The sequence below is a fragment of the Rahnella inusitata genome, from assembly GCF_018288855.1.
Taxonomy (GTDB): Bacteria; Pseudomonadota; Gammaproteobacteria; order Enterobacterales; family Enterobacteriaceae; genus Rahnella; species Rahnella inusitata.
In genome coordinates this window covers 3045010-3059124 of sequence record NZ_CP065024.1, presented here as the reverse complement: position 1 = coordinate 3059124, position 14115 = coordinate 3045010, and the positions used below count along the sequence as shown (strand labels likewise).

The 14115-nt window shown below is 46.9% G+C and carries 16 protein-coding genes and 1 pseudogene; 10 read left to right on the top strand and 7 right to left on the bottom strand.

The genetic code is table 11. The features are described from left to right. Nucleotides 1–157 precede the first annotated feature (157 nt). On the bottom strand, nucleotides 158–1192 hold the full coding sequence (locus I2123_RS14285; RefSeq protein WP_213050808.1) for a S66 family peptidase: 1035 nt from the start codon (nucleotides 1190–1192) through the stop codon (nucleotides 158–160). A gap of 476 nt (nucleotides 1193–1668) precedes the next feature. Here I2123_RS14285 and I2123_RS25715 point away from each other — a divergent pair. Both I2123_RS25715 and I2123_RS25495 read left to right on the top strand, forming a co-directional pair. Continuing rightward, nucleotides 1669–1959: pseudogene (locus tag I2123_RS25715) on the top strand (hypothetical protein). Between the two features lie 82 nt (nucleotides 1960–2041). After that, the gene (locus tag I2123_RS25495; protein ID WP_420834337.1) at nucleotides 2042–2371 is read left to right on the top strand and encodes a DUF3828 domain-containing protein; all 330 of its coding nucleotides are present in this window, start codon (nucleotides 2042–2044) and stop codon (nucleotides 2369–2371) included. Here I2123_RS25495 and I2123_RS14275 read toward each other — a convergent pair. Beyond that, on the bottom strand, nucleotides 2351–3244 hold the full coding sequence (locus I2123_RS14275; RefSeq protein ID WP_213050807.1) for a dihydrodipicolinate synthase family protein: 894 nt from the start codon (nucleotides 3242–3244) through the stop codon (nucleotides 2351–2353). The two genes, I2123_RS25495 and I2123_RS14275, sit on opposite strands and share 21 nt — an antisense overlap. 294 nt (nucleotides 3245–3538) lie before the next feature. Here I2123_RS14275 and I2123_RS14270 point away from each other — a divergent pair, with 294 nt between their 5' ends. Continuing rightward, complete coding sequence (locus I2123_RS14270; RefSeq protein ID WP_112165763.1) at nucleotides 3539–3898, top strand: nuclear transport factor 2 family protein; 360 nt, start codon at nucleotides 3539–3541, stop codon at nucleotides 3896–3898. Between the two features lie 79 nt (nucleotides 3899–3977). On the opposite strand, the gene I2123_RS14265 is transcribed toward I2123_RS14270, so the two are convergent. Next, nucleotides 3978–4418, bottom strand: coding sequence for a GNAT family N-acetyltransferase (locus tag I2123_RS14265; RefSeq protein ID WP_213052521.1), 441 nt, complete (start codon nucleotides 4416–4418; stop codon nucleotides 3978–3980). A 986-nt stretch (nucleotides 4419–5404) separates the two neighbouring features. Here I2123_RS14265 and I2123_RS14260 point away from each other — a divergent pair. Both I2123_RS14260 and I2123_RS14255 read left to right on the top strand, forming a co-directional pair. Then, nucleotides 5405–5890 (top strand): GNAT family N-acetyltransferase, encoded by a 486-nt coding sequence (locus I2123_RS14260; protein WP_213050806.1) that lies wholly within the window; start codon nucleotides 5405–5407, stop codon nucleotides 5888–5890. Nucleotides 5891–6097: 207 nt separating this feature from the next. Further along, complete coding sequence (locus tag I2123_RS14255; protein WP_213050805.1) at nucleotides 6098–6736, top strand: glutathione S-transferase family protein; 639 nt, start codon at nucleotides 6098–6100, stop codon at nucleotides 6734–6736. Nucleotides 6737–6842: 106 nt separating this feature from the next. Here the strand turns inward: I2123_RS14255 and I2123_RS14250 are convergent, their stop codons facing one another. Next, nucleotides 6843–7580, bottom strand: a complete 738-nt coding sequence (locus I2123_RS14250; protein WP_213050804.1) for a metallophosphoesterase — start codon at nucleotides 7578–7580, stop codon at nucleotides 6843–6845. 380 nt (nucleotides 7581–7960) lie between these two features. Between I2123_RS14250 and I2123_RS14245 the strand changes: the two genes are divergently transcribed. After that, on the top strand, nucleotides 7961–8362 hold the full coding sequence (locus I2123_RS14245; protein WP_213050803.1) for a VOC family protein: 402 nt from the start codon (nucleotides 7961–7963) through the stop codon (nucleotides 8360–8362). A gap of 107 nt (nucleotides 8363–8469) precedes the next feature. Here the strand turns inward: I2123_RS14245 and I2123_RS14240 are convergent, their stop codons facing one another. Beyond that, nucleotides 8470–9111, bottom strand: coding sequence for a GntR family transcriptional regulator (locus I2123_RS14240; RefSeq protein WP_213050802.1), 642 nt, complete (start codon nucleotides 9109–9111; stop codon nucleotides 8470–8472). Between the two features lie 107 nt (nucleotides 9112–9218). Between I2123_RS14240 and I2123_RS14235 the strand changes: the two genes are divergently transcribed. Continuing rightward, nucleotides 9219–9707, top strand: a complete 489-nt coding sequence (locus I2123_RS14235; RefSeq protein WP_213050801.1) for an OsmC family protein — start codon at nucleotides 9219–9221, stop codon at nucleotides 9705–9707. Nucleotides 9708–9825: 118 nt separating this feature from the next. On the opposite strand, the gene I2123_RS14230 is transcribed toward I2123_RS14235, so the two are convergent. Further along, a complete protein-coding gene (locus I2123_RS14230) occupies nucleotides 9826–10923 on the bottom strand; it encodes an NADH:flavin oxidoreductase (RefSeq protein ID WP_213050800.1) in 1098 nt (365 codons plus the stop codon). A gap of 162 nt (nucleotides 10924–11085) precedes the next feature. On the opposite strand from I2123_RS14230, the gene I2123_RS14225 reads away from it, so the two are divergent. The 3 genes from I2123_RS14225 (at nucleotide 11086) to I2123_RS25490 (ending at nucleotide 13151) form a co-directional block, all read left to right on the top strand. Next, the gene (locus I2123_RS14225) at nucleotides 11086–11973 is read left to right on the top strand and encodes a LysR family transcriptional regulator (RefSeq protein WP_213050799.1); all 888 of its coding nucleotides are present in this window, start codon (nucleotides 11086–11088) and stop codon (nucleotides 11971–11973) included. 283 nt (nucleotides 11974–12256) lie between these two features. After that, nucleotides 12257–12739: a glutathione peroxidase gene (locus I2123_RS14220; RefSeq protein WP_213050798.1), complete on the top strand. Its 483-nt coding sequence runs from the start codon at nucleotides 12257–12259 to the stop codon at nucleotides 12737–12739. A gap of 187 nt (nucleotides 12740–12926) precedes the next feature. Continuing rightward, nucleotides 12927–13151 carry a hypothetical protein gene (locus I2123_RS25490; RefSeq protein WP_244879826.1) on the top strand — a complete coding sequence of 75 codons (225 nt, stop codon included), beginning with the start codon at nucleotides 12927–12929 and terminating at the stop codon, nucleotides 13149–13151. A gap of 51 nt (nucleotides 13152–13202) precedes the next feature. Here I2123_RS25490 and I2123_RS14210 read toward each other — a convergent pair whose 3' ends face one another. After that, the gene (locus I2123_RS14210; protein ID WP_213052520.1) at nucleotides 13203–14108 is read right to left on the bottom strand and encodes a LysR family transcriptional regulator; all 906 of its coding nucleotides are present in this window, start codon (nucleotides 14106–14108) and stop codon (nucleotides 13203–13205) included. Between the last annotated feature and the right edge of the window lie 7 nt (nucleotides 14109–14115).

The following is a 14115-nucleotide window of genomic DNA, read 5'->3' as shown; positions in this document are numbered from 1 at the left end:
ACCATAAGGTGTTCAACCTATCGTTACATCCTCTAATTGGTGCTCCTTTAGCGATTGAGATGCTATATGTCCGCTGCTCGCTCATAGCGGGCCATTCACGCACGTAATTCTGCTGCGTGGGGGAAGCGGACATCGTTCTTTGAATGTGTGCTAACCATCAGGAGACATATCTGCTTAAGTATTCCTCCTTTATTACGACGCTGCGATTGTCAAAGTTTATGCTCAATAATACGCCAAGCGGCAGAGTTAACATAGGATGTGTATGGCAGCAATCAAAGCCGTCCACTATGGGTAAAGACCTGCCGCCCAATACTTCCTGTAGAATATCAAAAGGCTGCCGCTCACTTCCTGCATTATCAAAAAGTTCATGTTTTCCTAAAATAATAGCACTGACCTTGTCAAATATACCGTTTATTTTTAGCATTGAAAATGAGCGCTCAACTGTAGCAATATCTTTTAGGCTATCTTCTAGAAATAATATATCGCCGTGCTTTATTTCAGGCATCCATTTGCTGCCCATAATTCCTGAAAGTGTGTTGAGGTTACCCCCTATTACTCGTCCTTCAACACTCCCGGTTCCCAAAAAACGGCACTTGTTCTCATAAAGTATCTTGTCCCTCACTTTCTCAATGCCGTCCCAATTCAATCGCTCATCCGTCCATTCTTTTGGCAAAGTGTAACAATAGGGGACGTTAAAAGGCTCCATTAGTATTTCGCTAAATGAATGATATGTCTCGTCCACTAATGGAGAGAATTCACCAAAAGAAGCAACGAGTGCCGGCCCATAAAATGTAACCAATCCTGTTCTGGCATAAATTCCTGCTAGTAGAGCAGTAGCGTCAGAGTAACCAATGATTATTTTGGGATCCTGAATAAGGGTGTGGTAATCAATATATGGTAAAAGTGAATTGCTGTTGCTTCCACCAATGGTGGACATAATGCAACGTACTTCAGGGTCGCGAATAAGAGCATTGAGCTCATCAGCACGTTCTTTAATGGTACCTGAACGATAAAAGTCTGACTGGCCTGTCAGGTTACCTGCTTTAAGGTGAAATCCTTTATTCACAAGAAAGGTTTTTGCGCGATTAAACCGGTTGGGTGCCGTCACTGTAACGGGAGAGGACGGGGAAAAAAAACCAATCGTATCACCAGTTTTTAAAGGTGGAGCCAGCAGAGTCTGCTTTATAGACATATATTTTCATCCTTAAATTATGGCTTTTTGATCATTCTAAGATCAGAGAGCCTAAAGAGAAAAATCTTAATAATGTTGACGTAAATTGTTCAGGCCATACTCTGTAACACAGATATTTATTGCAAGACAATCGTTTAAAATAAAATAAAGATATCTTATATGTATGTAAAGAAGGCGGATAAAATCAGCATGTTAGCTTTTGTTGGACATGTTGATAGTTGATTACAATGCAAGGTGGTTAGCAAAGAACAAATGCGAGCTTCCGCTCCTCGCTCATAGCTGACTGTCATAGTTTGTCCCCGCCACTAATCTCTGTCTCGTCGCCACACACAAGACAGTTGCTTGCAATTGATGCCGAATATCATTTAATCGATGATTTTGAATTGCGATGATATACCGCTGTTTTCCCCTGTTTTCTGTATGGTTAAATGCTTCGGGTTTTCGAAGTTAACTCAAATTTAAATAGGGGCGCATGGATGGTCTGGAGCAGAGATGAAGCAATTTCGCAAATCAGATCGCGTGCGGGTTCTCATTCGATCCATCGTTGCGCATTCTATACGCGCGGGCTTTCGAGAGGTTCCGCCGGGGTCGACAGTGATCGCCGGTGATGTGGCTATCATTCAGCCCTATGCCGGCGGTAATCCCAGCGGGCATATGACAATGTAAGACGGTACGACCTGGTATTCAGATTTCAGAGAAAACAGCATGTATCCGGGGGGCGGATATCCTGCGGTGCAACCGGCCTACAAATCTTTAGGAAGAACTGATGCGCGTGTTCATAGTGCTCGCCATGTTTTTGTCACCGCGTGTAGCTCCGTCCCAGACGCTAATCAGCAGGCTATAAACCAGGTGAAGAGCTTTTATAGTTTCTATCTTTGTGCCTTTGTGAGCAATTCACCGCCGCCGCTTCAGTCGCCAGAAATGCGCCGTTACGTTGCAGCGGATACGCTGGCCCAGCTCGAAAGAATTAATCAACTCCCGGAGCCTGATTATTTTAACGCCGATTATTTTACGTATAGCCAGGATTACGATCCTGCGTGGATTCGGGCTTTAAAGGTGGGGCCTTCAACTCGTAATCAAATGCCACTTCAGCCCGCACGGTGGCCAGAATATCCGCCAGGCTCCGTCTTGCGAAGGAAACTCAGTTACGGGCAGCACTTAGGCCAGTTCAAGATCTGATATTACGCGCCTCACCTCATTGAGCTGGTCTGCCCGCAGCGGTAATAACGGACGGGGCAGGCAGTTAACATCAGTCAGGCCAAGAAGACCGGCGGCAGCTGATATGACCCTGAAGCTTCCACCGTGCTGACCAAAAAGCGCCCAGAGTGGGCTGAGGCGTTCGTTTTGTGCCCGGACGGCAGTGTGATCGCCCGCCGCCGCCGCTTCCGTGATCTTTTTTGCCACAGCGGGAAATAAGCCGCCACACACCGAATACCAGACCTCACAGCCAGCGATCAGGCCTGTGGCAGCCGAGCTGTCACCGCTGATGCCGATTGTGACGTCTGCAGGTAGCCGGTTGCGCAGATTTCTTACACGGGCAGATGCCGCCTCAGCATCTGCTGGGACGCCCGGAATTTTGATGGAGTGTACGCCGGGCAGCGCTGCAATTTTACCGTGCAGCTCATCCGAGAAGGTAAAATGGGTTGTGCCCGGATTGTCGTAGACACAAAGCGGCACCGATGCGTGACGGGCGACCGTTTCGAAAAGTCCGTATACTTCGTCATCATGCAGCGCCTGGTATGAAACCGGGGGCAGCAGGAGTGCACCGGCACCGGCTGCCTGTGCGTCATCGGCCAGCCGCAGCACCTCATCTGTGCTTACAGCTCCCACACAGACCATCACCGGAATATTTCCTGCATTCTCTACTGCCAGTCGGGCAATCCGCCCACGTTGTTCACGCGTCATATAAGCGTAGCTGCCCGTCGATCCGAGTACGCCAAGGGAATCGACCTTCGCCTCCGTCAGCCTGCGCAGTATTCTCAGAAATCCTTTCTCATCAGGGGAGCCGTCGATAAACGGGGTAAGCGGAAACGCGCTGAGACCTTTAAACATGACTTATCCTCTTTAGTCCGGCTCAAGGCCGGATGGCTGAGCGGCAGGCCGGATGCTGACAGACGGCCTGGAAAAAATGATGCCGGGTGCGCGCTGTCATACTGTTCTCATCAGCGAGTGGCTCTGTGATAGCCATGATTGATACGACATAACACGACGAGAGAGTGCATATCATGTTCCTTAAAATGTACCAGGTTGATGCAGTCTATACCTTGTAGGACTCTGGTTAGCAATGCGTCGCAAAATGATTATGATGCTAAGAGTGACTGCCAGAATTTAACGAGGAGGAACGCAATGCTTCTGGAAAAGCTGAAAGCGCTCGAATGTACCCTTCACGGTGACAAACGCAACGATCGGAAATGGTTGGAACATATACTGCACCCCGAGTTCATTGAAATCACACGTTCAGGGGTGAAAGTTGATCGTGAGGAGACGATAGATTCTCTTACAGGCGAAGAGTGCGTCCCGGCCATTCGTAGCAATGACTTCCGGCTCATCAGCATTAAAGAAGATTTCGCAATACTGCACTACAGAACCTTTAATCCGGATGGTACTTGGGCAGCCCTTCGTTCTTCATGCTGGGCGTGTTCTGATAGCGGGCAGTGGAAGTTGGTTTTTCATCAGGGAACCCCTGAGGCTGGGAGCGTAGAGTAGTGCAAGAATTATGTCCGCTCGGAAAGCATTGTTGCTGGCAGCTTTGTGCCAGGAGCAGACGTTGCTAGCACCTAGGGTGTTAATAAACAGTGGGCAGGTCAGTGAGGACCTTTACGAAGCGCTTTCTTACCTCCTTATATCCGTTGCTTTCATAAAATTTGTGCGCTCTGACTCTTCTTTCACTGCTTGATAGCTCAATCTGAGAACATCTTTTATCAAGGGCGATTCGCTCAGAGGCGAGGAGAAGTTTCTGACCTATCCCCGCCCCACGTGACGACTCATCTATGACCAGTGCTGAGATTAATGCCCATAAGCCATTTTCATGGACAGGCGTGATAAAGTTCACAACAACAACCCCGCAGATTTCTTTATCTAATTCAGCAACTAAAATACTAAGACTGCTATGTACTTCATTAATGCGTAGTTTTAAACTCTCTGAGCTTGTCTGATAGCCCAATTGCAGAAAAAGCTTTTTTAGAGAGGACATATCTTTTAACTCTGCAGCCCTTATTAAGACCATTGCCATTATCTCCTTCAGTACAGTTCAGCAAAAATATTCGAATCTCACTAATCAATAACATTCGCTTCCCTCTGCTATCAGCGGTGGATGGCCAGAATGTTATGAATAACCCAGCACAGAACTGACAGAATCCCCAAGGATAATCAAAACACTTCCGAGCTGCTGTCACTTGGGATGTGCTTTTAGGTTTAATGTTCGCTCCTTGCACATAGAAGCCTGATGAAATTACACTGTCGGTATATTGTTAGTAACTATATCCATTCTATTCTTTTAGTCGCTGAAACTCTCTTTCAGTGGAGTGTGGCAAGCAATATCCATAGGAATTTGCTATAAACAACTTTCCTTTATCATCAATTATTTCACACATACACCGATAAAACTCACCTAACGAGCTTCGGAATGTCTCAGTGCTCGTGGGCTTTACTGAGCAAAAATGAATAGATATTCTCGCATGACAAACCCACTCTCTTGGTATTTTTTGTGCATCCAAAAGATACATTAGCTTGCATGTTTGTTGATCCCGAATCTGTTTGCATAAGTCATGCTGACATAAAGGAGGATTTGAGAGAAGGTTCAATGTGATTGGGTCAGAATATGTTTTTAAAGATAATCCCTTCAACTTTCCTATTGCCCAATAACCATTAATATCATTATTACGGCTATTAAATGAGTTAATAAGGGCGTTCACTATACCCCTCAGTTCTTTTCTCCGTGCCATTATGAAATTTATCTCAAGCTGTTGATGATTGTTTGTACACTATAGCTTGAAACATGTTTTGACAACCACACAGCCACGCGCGCTCTGAAAATACTATGAACTTCCGCTTCTCGCTCATAGCTGCTGTTATCGGCTAATTGCTAATAGCAAAAATTATCGCTATAGGTGGTTTTAAAAGATGTGTTGTAGAGATCTTTGCTGATAGCTCCACCACTTTGACTTGTCGTTAAGCTATGATAAATCAATACATTTTTCTTAAGGGGCATACATGGACATCACCATCTGCAAACCAAACGAATATGATGATTTGGCTGATATTTTTATCGAAATGGAAACCAACTATAACCAAAGACTTTGCCTGTCGAGGAGTGACATGTCCGCTTATCTGAAGGATAAGGTCTTTGCACCCGACTCCAGTACTGAAGTTCACAAAGTGGTTTGCGATGGCGTCATAGTTGCGTTTTCATGTGTTTCAGTGATGTATCCCTCACCACGTTTCAGTGGACAAATGTTTATCAAAGAGCTTTTTGTTTCTGCACCTTTCAGAAGGGCAGGAATTGGCAGAAAGCTGATGGGTTTTATAGCAAGCCGTGCTCAAGAGCGGGGGTGCTTTCAACTCGATTGGTTATCGGTTGCAGCAGATCCATTGGCTCAGAAGTTTTATGAGTCTCTCGGTGCTCAGGTTATCAAGAGCGTTAATTACCATCGGGTTTTTGGTCAAAGATTAGATGAGCTTGCGCGTGGTACCGACTGAAGTATTCAAGTAAAGCTATTCCCCCTTGAGAAACACACAATAATGATAGGTCCGCTTTTCGCTCACAGTAGATCTTCAGTTCTGTCAGATAACCGCTTCGTGCCAGGAGCGGACGTTACCATCGCCACGATATGTTAATAAATGGGCAATAAATTCGGCGGAGCCTGTGGTAATTTGCTCTAAATATTACAAACAAAAGGAATCCTGATGCTAACTGTATGGGGTCGAAAAACGTCTTCGAATGTTCAGGCTTTGATGTGGTGCATTGGAGAAATGGAATTGCGGTATGTCAGGCACGACATAGGGCATAAGTATAAAGGAACTGAGACTGATTTTTTCTATTCACTTAACCCAAACAGGACCATTCCGGTTCTGCAGGATGGCTCTGCTCCGCCTCTGTGGGAGACGGGAGCAATTCTCCGTTATTTGGCTAATCGCTACGGAGCAGAAAGCTTCTGGCCTTCTGATGACACGAAAAAAGCTAACGTTGATAGATGGGCTGAATGGTCAAAAATTAATGTCGCGACGGCTTTTACCGCTCCAGTGTTCTGGCGTGTTGTCCGGACACCGGAGGAAAATCGAGACGAAAATGCAATCAGAGAAGCGATGGTGAATTTAGAGAGAAATCTTTTAATCGCAGAAGCGCAGCTCGAAAAACACAGCTTTCTGGCTGGCGATAATTTCTCTCTGGCCGACATCCAGTTTGGTCATGTGTTATACCGCTATTACGACATAGACGTAGTCCGAGAACCTTTGCCCAGACTACGATCGTATTATGAAAATATCGCCTTGAGACCTGCTTTCCAAGAGCATGTCATCGTATCCTATGAAGATCTGCGCGCTTAGCCCGTCACGGTTTGAGCAGGCAATTGTGCGCCAAAAGCGGAGATTCCTTGCATCATGATGTGTTAATCACTGGGGGTCAGAAAATCTATGAGTTTCTGTATGTCACTTAAACGCAAACGTGATGGCTGGTAAAAGAGTTACTGACGTAGCGGTGAATCATCAATGCTGGCGGGTCATTTGCAGGAGGAACGTTTACTGCTCCAAACCAGACAGGATTAGCCGGGCAGACGGAGCCAGAAATGTAAGCAGGTACGCCCGCAAACATACCCGCTATGGGTCTGTGGACATGGCCTGTAGAAATGGCGAGTAGTCTGGCCGGGGCGCGTCTAATCAAATCTTCCATTTCTGTTAGACCTCTGCACATCGTTTCATCAAGCGTCGGTATACCAGATGCAAATACGTGATGGTGCATAAACAGCAATGACGGAGGACCGCCTGTGTCGCTAAGTTGATTATCCAACCATTCAAGATGGTCAGTTACACTGCCGTAATCCTTATAATCAATCGTCGAATCTAAGCCAATCAGGCGAAGATCGCTTGTGTTATGGATTAAGTGCAAGGCCTCTCCTTGGGCATGGTGCAACCATCTGTTCTCACCCCAAACCGAACGCATAAGACTGCGGTCGTCTGAGTTACCCGGCAGGATCAATGAAGGGTAATTTTGCTGGTTCAGGCGGTCAGCTATCTGTTTATAACCTTCCTGCCAATGCCCATCCGTTAGATCACCTGTAAGTACCAGTACGTCCGGTTGCAGATGCGTAAGCCAATTTAGTACCTGGTCGAACCGAAACAGATGATCATTTTCGGTTGAGGCGTGAATGTCTGAAACCTGCGCTATCAGCATAAAGACCTCATACGATTACTGTGAGGGGAACAAGACCGTGATTTATGGCCATGAATCCGGTTTCGAATTTCATGTTTTTCACCACGATGGCAACAATGGACAGATTAATTAGGATCAGTAATTCAAAAGTTACGGTGAATCAGGCTGGCTGCAAAGGCAGTAGGGAATTCGTAATGAATCGCAAAGTTCAATTCCCACTGCTCAGAGCCAATGTTAGCAGGGATGCGTGAGGTCCGCTCCTCGCTCAAAGCTTCCCGCAATACTGCCAGTCGGTGCGAAAAGAAGACGTCAGATTTTGGACCAATCCAGACTGCCAATAGGGAACGTTTGTGTTAAAAGATGTTTATAGGCAGTTATGTCTGAAACCTGACGGAGCAGTAATGAGAACGCAGAAGCGATGTATGGGATATGTGGCCATAGTGGTTGATGACTATGATCGGGCAATTGAGTATTACACGGAAAAGTTGGGATTTACCCTCGTTGAGGATACACCGCAGCCGGGGAAACGTTGGGTCGTAGTTACGCCTAACCCGGAAAGCGATTGTAATCTTCTTCTTGCACGGGCTTCAAATGAGAGGCAGGAAGATTCTATCGGCAATCAATGCGGCGGCAGGGTATTCCTTTTTCTTCAGACTGATGATTTCTGGCGCGACTACAAATCTATGAAATCAAAAGGCGTTAAATTTTCCGAAGAGCCTCGTGAAGAGGAGTACGGCACAGTGGTTGTATTTGAAGATTTATACGGCAACCGCTGGGATCTTTACCAGAACAATCAAGGCTAAAACTCTCTGCCAGATACGTCCTCCATATCCGGATACGTCCTCCATATGTAGCTGGGATCCTGCAAAGCGCTGTCGTTTAGTTTTTATCGCGAGCAGCAGCGCCTGGATTACCGGTTGGTTATATAGCTTTTTAGAATCAGCCCGGCAGAAAGAATATGCTCAACGGTATAGTCGCGAGCAGCAGCGGGATCGCCCCGCAGGCAGGCGTTTAAAATATGCTCATGTTCATCCTGAAACGTGAGCGTTTCAGACAGTAACCGATGCTGCAAAAGCTCATACCTTTCTATCTGTGCGCGTAATTCATTTATCATTTTCAGCAGGCGCTGATTTTTACACTTGCGGTATAACAGCTCATGAAATTCCCGGTTATATTGTCCCTGTTGTGTGGGTTCGCTGGCGCTGCCAAGAAGTTTGTGAACAAGCTCTGCCCGCGTAAGCGTTTCAGAATCCATGTTTTGAAGACTCTGAAAAATAGCATCACCTTCCAGTAAAGCCCGGAGTTGATAAATTTCGTCAACATCGTGAGCAGTAAGCGTCCTGACGACGGCTCCGCGGTTTCTGTAAACGTCAACTAAGCCTTCCCTCTCAAGCTTCTGAATCGCCTCTCTCAGCGGGATGCGGCTGACAGAAAACTGGCTGGCGAGGTCTCTTTCCACAAGACGATCTCCGTCCCGCAGTGAGCCGTTATTGATTAGATTTTTTAGCTCACTGGCAAGCATATCCGCGGTCGAAAGAAGAACCGAACTCATAAAACCTACTTTACTTGATGATTAAATGGTATACCATTATGCCATCTGTGTAAGCACTTTGACAATGATTTGCGGTAAAAGCCATTAAGAACTGGAGCGGAAAATTTATGGAACACAGTTATTCGTCACATATATGCTGGACAGGAAATCTGGGGAAAGGGACATCAGGCTATCGTTCATACGACCGGACATGGGATATTTCTGTCGCCGGAAAGGAAATAATACATTGTTCTAATGATCCGATACTGGGGGGTGACGCCGGTAAAATGAATCCGGAAGACCTGCTTATATCCTCTCTTTCTGCATGTCACATGCTGTGGTATTTACATCTGGCGTCAGATGCGGGCATCACTGTAATGGATTATGAAGATTCACCGGTAGCAACAGGTGAGGTGTTAAAAAATGGCGCCGGGCGCTTCCTGTCTGCGGTACTCAGGCCAAAAATTACTGTCGTAGCCGGTACTGATATTGATGCTGCAATGGCTATTCACCATGAGATCCATAAAGTGTGCTTTATTGCCAGATCAGTAAACTTCCCTGTGAGCTATGAGCCTGAGTTTATTATCTCTGACGACGCGCATTCTGCAACGGTGTAAAGCTCAGTGCCGAATAACGCCGGTCAGCGGGGCGATAGCTAACAGTGACTTGATCAGCCAAATCTCTGCTTTCGTTCAACGATGAGATTAAACCTCGGGAAGTTACCCGGGGAAAGAGTCAGACAGAAAGTTCAGAATCCTTAATATTAGCTATGGGTCCGAGGATCGCGTTATCAAACTCCCGAACGCTTTCGCCGTTGGCCACTCGTTCTGGCCAGTCATGATTTGCCAGCGCACCTCGACCTAATGCTATGAAATCAGCGCCCATTTCCATCACCTGCAATGCCCGGCATTCATCATGAAGACTACCATTAGCCATAATGGTGAGGTGGGGGGCATATTTACGTCCCAGTTCAATCAGTGAGAGTGAGTTACCGGGGAATGCCGGCTGCCAGGCTTCATACTCGGTCAGATGAAGATAATCGATACCTGATTCGGCGAGCAGCGTAAACACTATCCGTGCATCGTCTTCACCATTAGCCCATTTATGGAAAAAGTCATTTACTTTCCCCTGAGATATTCTGATACCCACTGGGATGGCCTGACCTACACGTTGTCTGACAGATTTAATGACTTCAAGGCTAAGCTGAAGTCGGCCTGCGATATCACCCCCCCAGCAGTCAGTGCGCAGGTTAGTGTAATCCGTGAAGAATTGATCGAGTAAATATCCATTTGCTCCATGGATTTCTATACCATCAAAGCCAGCCTGGAGAACAGCATGTGACGCGGCATCGGCAAAGCTGCGGATAATGCCCTGAATTTCTTCTTCGCCAAGTTCGCGAGGAACAGGATATTCACCTTCCCCGCGATAAAATGTCATCTGATTGCCAACCGGACGAACGGCACTTGGCGCAACGGTTCCTTCACGGAAATAGTTACCCTGTGATAGCGCCCCTGAATGCTGAATTTGAGCAAAAATATGGCCGCCTTGTTGATGAACTGCATCCGTGACTTCACGCCATCCTGCAACTTGTTGCGGGCTGGTTAATCCCGCCTGAAAGGCATAGGTCTGAGACCATTCCTTATCAATATAAATGCCTTCGGATATAACCAGAGCAAATCCACCACGGGCAAAGCCCTCGTAATAAGCCTTCATACGTACGCTTGCGACCCCCTCTTCAGAGGCGGTGACACGAGTCATAGGTGCCACCACGAGACGATTTTTTAGGGTGACGTTACCGATACTGCCGGAAGTGAAAAGGGACAATGTCTTCATGAGTTTTCCTGAAAAATTAAATCATGAATACAATATAATCATTGTTGAACAGGGCATAAACAGGGCGAAATGATAAGGCCGTATAACGTTTGTCGTTATAATTGTGTTTTCTCCTTTTGCTTAATCAACGACGGTTACAATGATTCATTTATCGGGGTCACCATGAATCTTCATGACGTATCGCTGTTTCTCGTAATAACTGAAACACGAAGCCTTACTCAGGCGGCGAAACGACAGGGTATTTCAGCAATGGCAGTTTCGAGACGCCTCGCGTCGCTTGAGCGCGAGCTGGGAACCCGCCTGTTACAGAGAACCACTCGATCTGTTTCATTAACTCAGGAAGGCATGGAATTCATGCCTTATGCGCAGGCACTTATTGAGGCAGAGACGGGAGCCAGGGCACTTTTTTCTCCGTCAACACAAGGGGCCGCAGGATTACTCAGAATCACTGCGCCATCAGGATTCGGGCGCCGAAATATTTTGCCTCTCATTTCTGAGCTACTGGCAGATAATCCAGAGCTAAGTATCGATCTTCAGCTAAGCGAAGATGTGGTTGATATTGTCGGCAGAGGCATTGATGTGGCAATACGTATCGCCCCGTTAAAAGACTCCACACTGATAGCCCGCAAAATTGCTGACAGCCCTCGTGTAATCTGTGCTTCACCCGATTATTTGAAAGTTAATGGCATGCCTACATCGGTAGAGGATTTGAAGAAGCATCATTGCCTGAGATTAAGCAGCGTACCTCAATGGATTTTTGAACGTGGTGGCGACGTCTTCAGGGTCCGTGTTGAGGGACGTTTCATTTCGGATAACGTTGAAGGCGTAAGAGAACTCTGTGCTCAAGGTCTGGGACTTGCCCAACTTACCCGCTGGGATGTCATGAAAGAAATCCGCAAAGGCACACTTGTTGAGATTGAGTTGTCAGATGCCAGACCTCAGGATTTATCTGTCTGGGCTGTTCTGCCAACAACACGCTACCTGCCTCTGCGGGTCAGCACTTTTATTGATAAATTAAAATCATCGCTGACATTACTCGCTACTTCATGAAATGCGACTTTTGTTTTCAATTGTTTAGCCAGCATAACGTCCAGTGGAGTTAAAGGCTGCTTTTCCCCTGATGTCCGCAGCGGACCCATCATGATGTGTTAATCAATGTCGGGCAGGTCAAAGGTCACCAGTTTGTTGTCCTTTTCGTTCAGTTTTGCAAAGATGTATTGCACACGATTTAATTACGCGTTTAGCGGCAGGATCTACGTGTCACGACCCACACTGTGTGCTCCTGCAGCGCTGCGTGTCGACGTCGAACTCTTTCTGCACTGAGGATTGCGATATGAACACCTTTTATCAACTGACGGCCACCAGCCTGAGTGGCCAAATCATCCCGATGGCCGACTACGCTGGCAAGCTGGTTATGGTGGTGAATACCGCCAGCCATTGTGGCTTTACCCCACAATACGCAGGCCTTGAAGCGCTCTACAAGAAGTACGCCGCCCAGGGGCTGGTGGTGCTTGGTTTCCCGTGCAACCAGTTCGGCAAGCAGGAACCCGGCAGTGCCGACGAAATCTCGCAGACCTGTCACATCAACTACGGTGTGAGCTTCCCGATGTTCGGGAAAGTGGAGGTCAACGGCGCTGCAACACACCCGGTATTTCGTTATCTGAAAGACGAATTACCCGGCGTGCTGGGTGGGCGGATCAAGTGGAACTTCACTAAATTCCTGATCGGGCGCGACGGTAAACCGCTCAAGCGTTTTGCACCGATCTCCACCCCGGAGAAAATGGAAGCCGCAATCCGCACTGCACTTGAAATTTAAGTGTTCCTGTAATTCGAATCCTTCACTTTTAGAGACTTTCCTGTAAACGAATGCGGATGTTTAACAGGCTCAGTGGGCAGCTATTTTTTGGTTTTCATCATTAAAAAATCAATCAGCGCTTTGACTCGTTTCGCCTTGCCGGTGCTTTTTAAGTAATCTCACCCTTGCGAGTCAAATAGGGAGTCGGATGCGTAATAAATCGATTGTGATAATGGCGTGGTTAACGCGCCTTATCAGAAAGAGTGGCACAAACTTTAATGCAGCCGGAGAGAGAGGGTCGTTTATGAAAGCCGGGGTTTCTTTATCACTTTTGTTGGCTCTGAGCTGTTCTGTTGTTGCTCAGGAGCGGAAAGTATCTGTTCCACCCGTAAAGCTTATGAATAAAGGCGGCCTGAAATATGAAATTGAGTGATTAACTTACCCACCCGGCAAGCAGGGCGGAAAAAATTAATTCAATCACGCCTTAAAATTGATGCTTACTTGCAAAAACGTCTGAAAACCAGTCCACAAACGCCCGTACAGTGGGGGGAAGATAACGTCGATCAGGATACAAAATAGAGACAGGCTTAGTGACGGTTGCATACTCGGTGAGTATTTCTGTCAGCCTGCCTGAATCAATGTGCGATTCCACTGTTGTTCTCAGAGCATGGAATATCCCCATTCCCGCCAATCCGCATGACAAAAGCACATCTGAATTGTTCACCAACATGGTGCTTCCCGGACGTTGTGAGACAACGTGCCCATCCACGACAAACTTCCATTCCATAACTTCACGACTATTTTCACTGAAAAAGTTAATGGCTTTATGATGCACCAGATCACCTGGCGTCAGCGGAATACCGTATTTATCCAGATAGGAAGGCGTTGCGCAGGTAGCCATCTGAACCTCACCAATACGGCGAGAGATAAAGCTTGAATCAACAAGTTCTCCCAGGCGAATAACACAGTCAATGCCTTCTGAAATCAAATCTGTCAGGCGATCTGACGCGGTGAGTACGATTTCGATTTGAGGGTAGAGAGCCTGAAATTCACGCAAAGAGGGGATGAGAATAGTGTGGGAGAGTGCCAGCGGCGCGCTAATTCGAAGACGCCCATGAGGAGGCTGGTTTGGGGAAACCGTTGCCATCATATCGCCAACATCATTCAGCAACGCTTTAGCGCGTTGATAAACTTCTTCACCTTCAACAGTGACACTCAGGTTACGCGTGGTGCGGTGGAGTAGTTTTACGCCTAAGTCATCTTCGAGCTGCTTTATAAATTTACTGACAGCAGGACGATGCAATTGCAGGGCATCAGCCGCCTTAGTGAAACTCCGCAGCTCCACGACTTGAACAAATGTACTCATTAACTCAAGCAGATTAGAGCGCATCGATTTT

What these genes read in the sequence shown, in the direction of transcription:
- I2123_RS14285 (WP_213050808.1), bottom strand. Translation starts at nt 1,192, where the DNA reads ATGTCTATAAAGCAGACTCTGCTGGCTCCACCTTTAAAAACTGGTGAT.
- I2123_RS14275 (WP_213050807.1), bottom strand. Translation starts at nt 3,244, where the DNA reads ATGTTTAAAGGTCTCAGCGCGTTTCCGCTTACCCCGTTTATCGACGGC.
- I2123_RS14270 (WP_112165763.1), top strand. Translation starts at nt 3,539, where the DNA reads ATGCTTCTGGAAAAGCTGAAAGCGCTCGAATGTACCCTTCACGGTGAC.
- I2123_RS14265 (WP_213052521.1), bottom strand. Translation starts at nt 4,418, where the DNA reads ATGGTCTTAATAAGGGCTGCAGAGTTAAAAGATATGTCCTCTCTAAAA.
- I2123_RS14260 (WP_213050806.1), top strand. Translation starts at nt 5,405, where the DNA reads ATGGACATCACCATCTGCAAACCAAACGAATATGATGATTTGGCTGAT.
- I2123_RS14255 (WP_213050805.1), top strand. Translation starts at nt 6,098, where the DNA reads ATGCTAACTGTATGGGGTCGAAAAACGTCTTCGAATGTTCAGGCTTTG.
- I2123_RS14250 (WP_213050804.1), bottom strand. Translation starts at nt 7,580, where the DNA reads ATGCTGATAGCGCAGGTTTCAGACATTCACGCCTCAACCGAAAATGAT.
- I2123_RS14245 (WP_213050803.1), top strand. Translation starts at nt 7,961, where the DNA reads ATGAGAACGCAGAAGCGATGTATGGGATATGTGGCCATAGTGGTTGAT.
- I2123_RS14240 (WP_213050802.1), bottom strand. Translation starts at nt 9,111, where the DNA reads ATGAGTTCGGTTCTTCTTTCGACCGCGGATATGCTTGCCAGTGAGCTA.
- I2123_RS14235 (WP_213050801.1), top strand. Translation starts at nt 9,219, where the DNA reads ATGGAACACAGTTATTCGTCACATATATGCTGGACAGGAAATCTGGGG.
- I2123_RS14230 (WP_213050800.1), bottom strand. Translation starts at nt 10,923, where the DNA reads ATGAAGACATTGTCCCTTTTCACTTCCGGCAGTATCGGTAACGTCACC.
- I2123_RS14225 (WP_213050799.1), top strand. Translation starts at nt 11,086, where the DNA reads ATGAATCTTCATGACGTATCGCTGTTTCTCGTAATAACTGAAACACGA.
- I2123_RS14220 (WP_213050798.1), top strand. Translation starts at nt 12,257, where the DNA reads ATGAACACCTTTTATCAACTGACGGCCACCAGCCTGAGTGGCCAAATC.
- I2123_RS25490 (WP_244879826.1), top strand. Translation starts at nt 12,927, where the DNA reads ATGCGTAATAAATCGATTGTGATAATGGCGTGGTTAACGCGCCTTATC.
- I2123_RS14210 (WP_213052520.1), bottom strand. Translation starts at nt 14,108, where the DNA reads ATGCGCTCTAATCTGCTTGAGTTAATGAGTACATTTGTTCAAGTCGTG.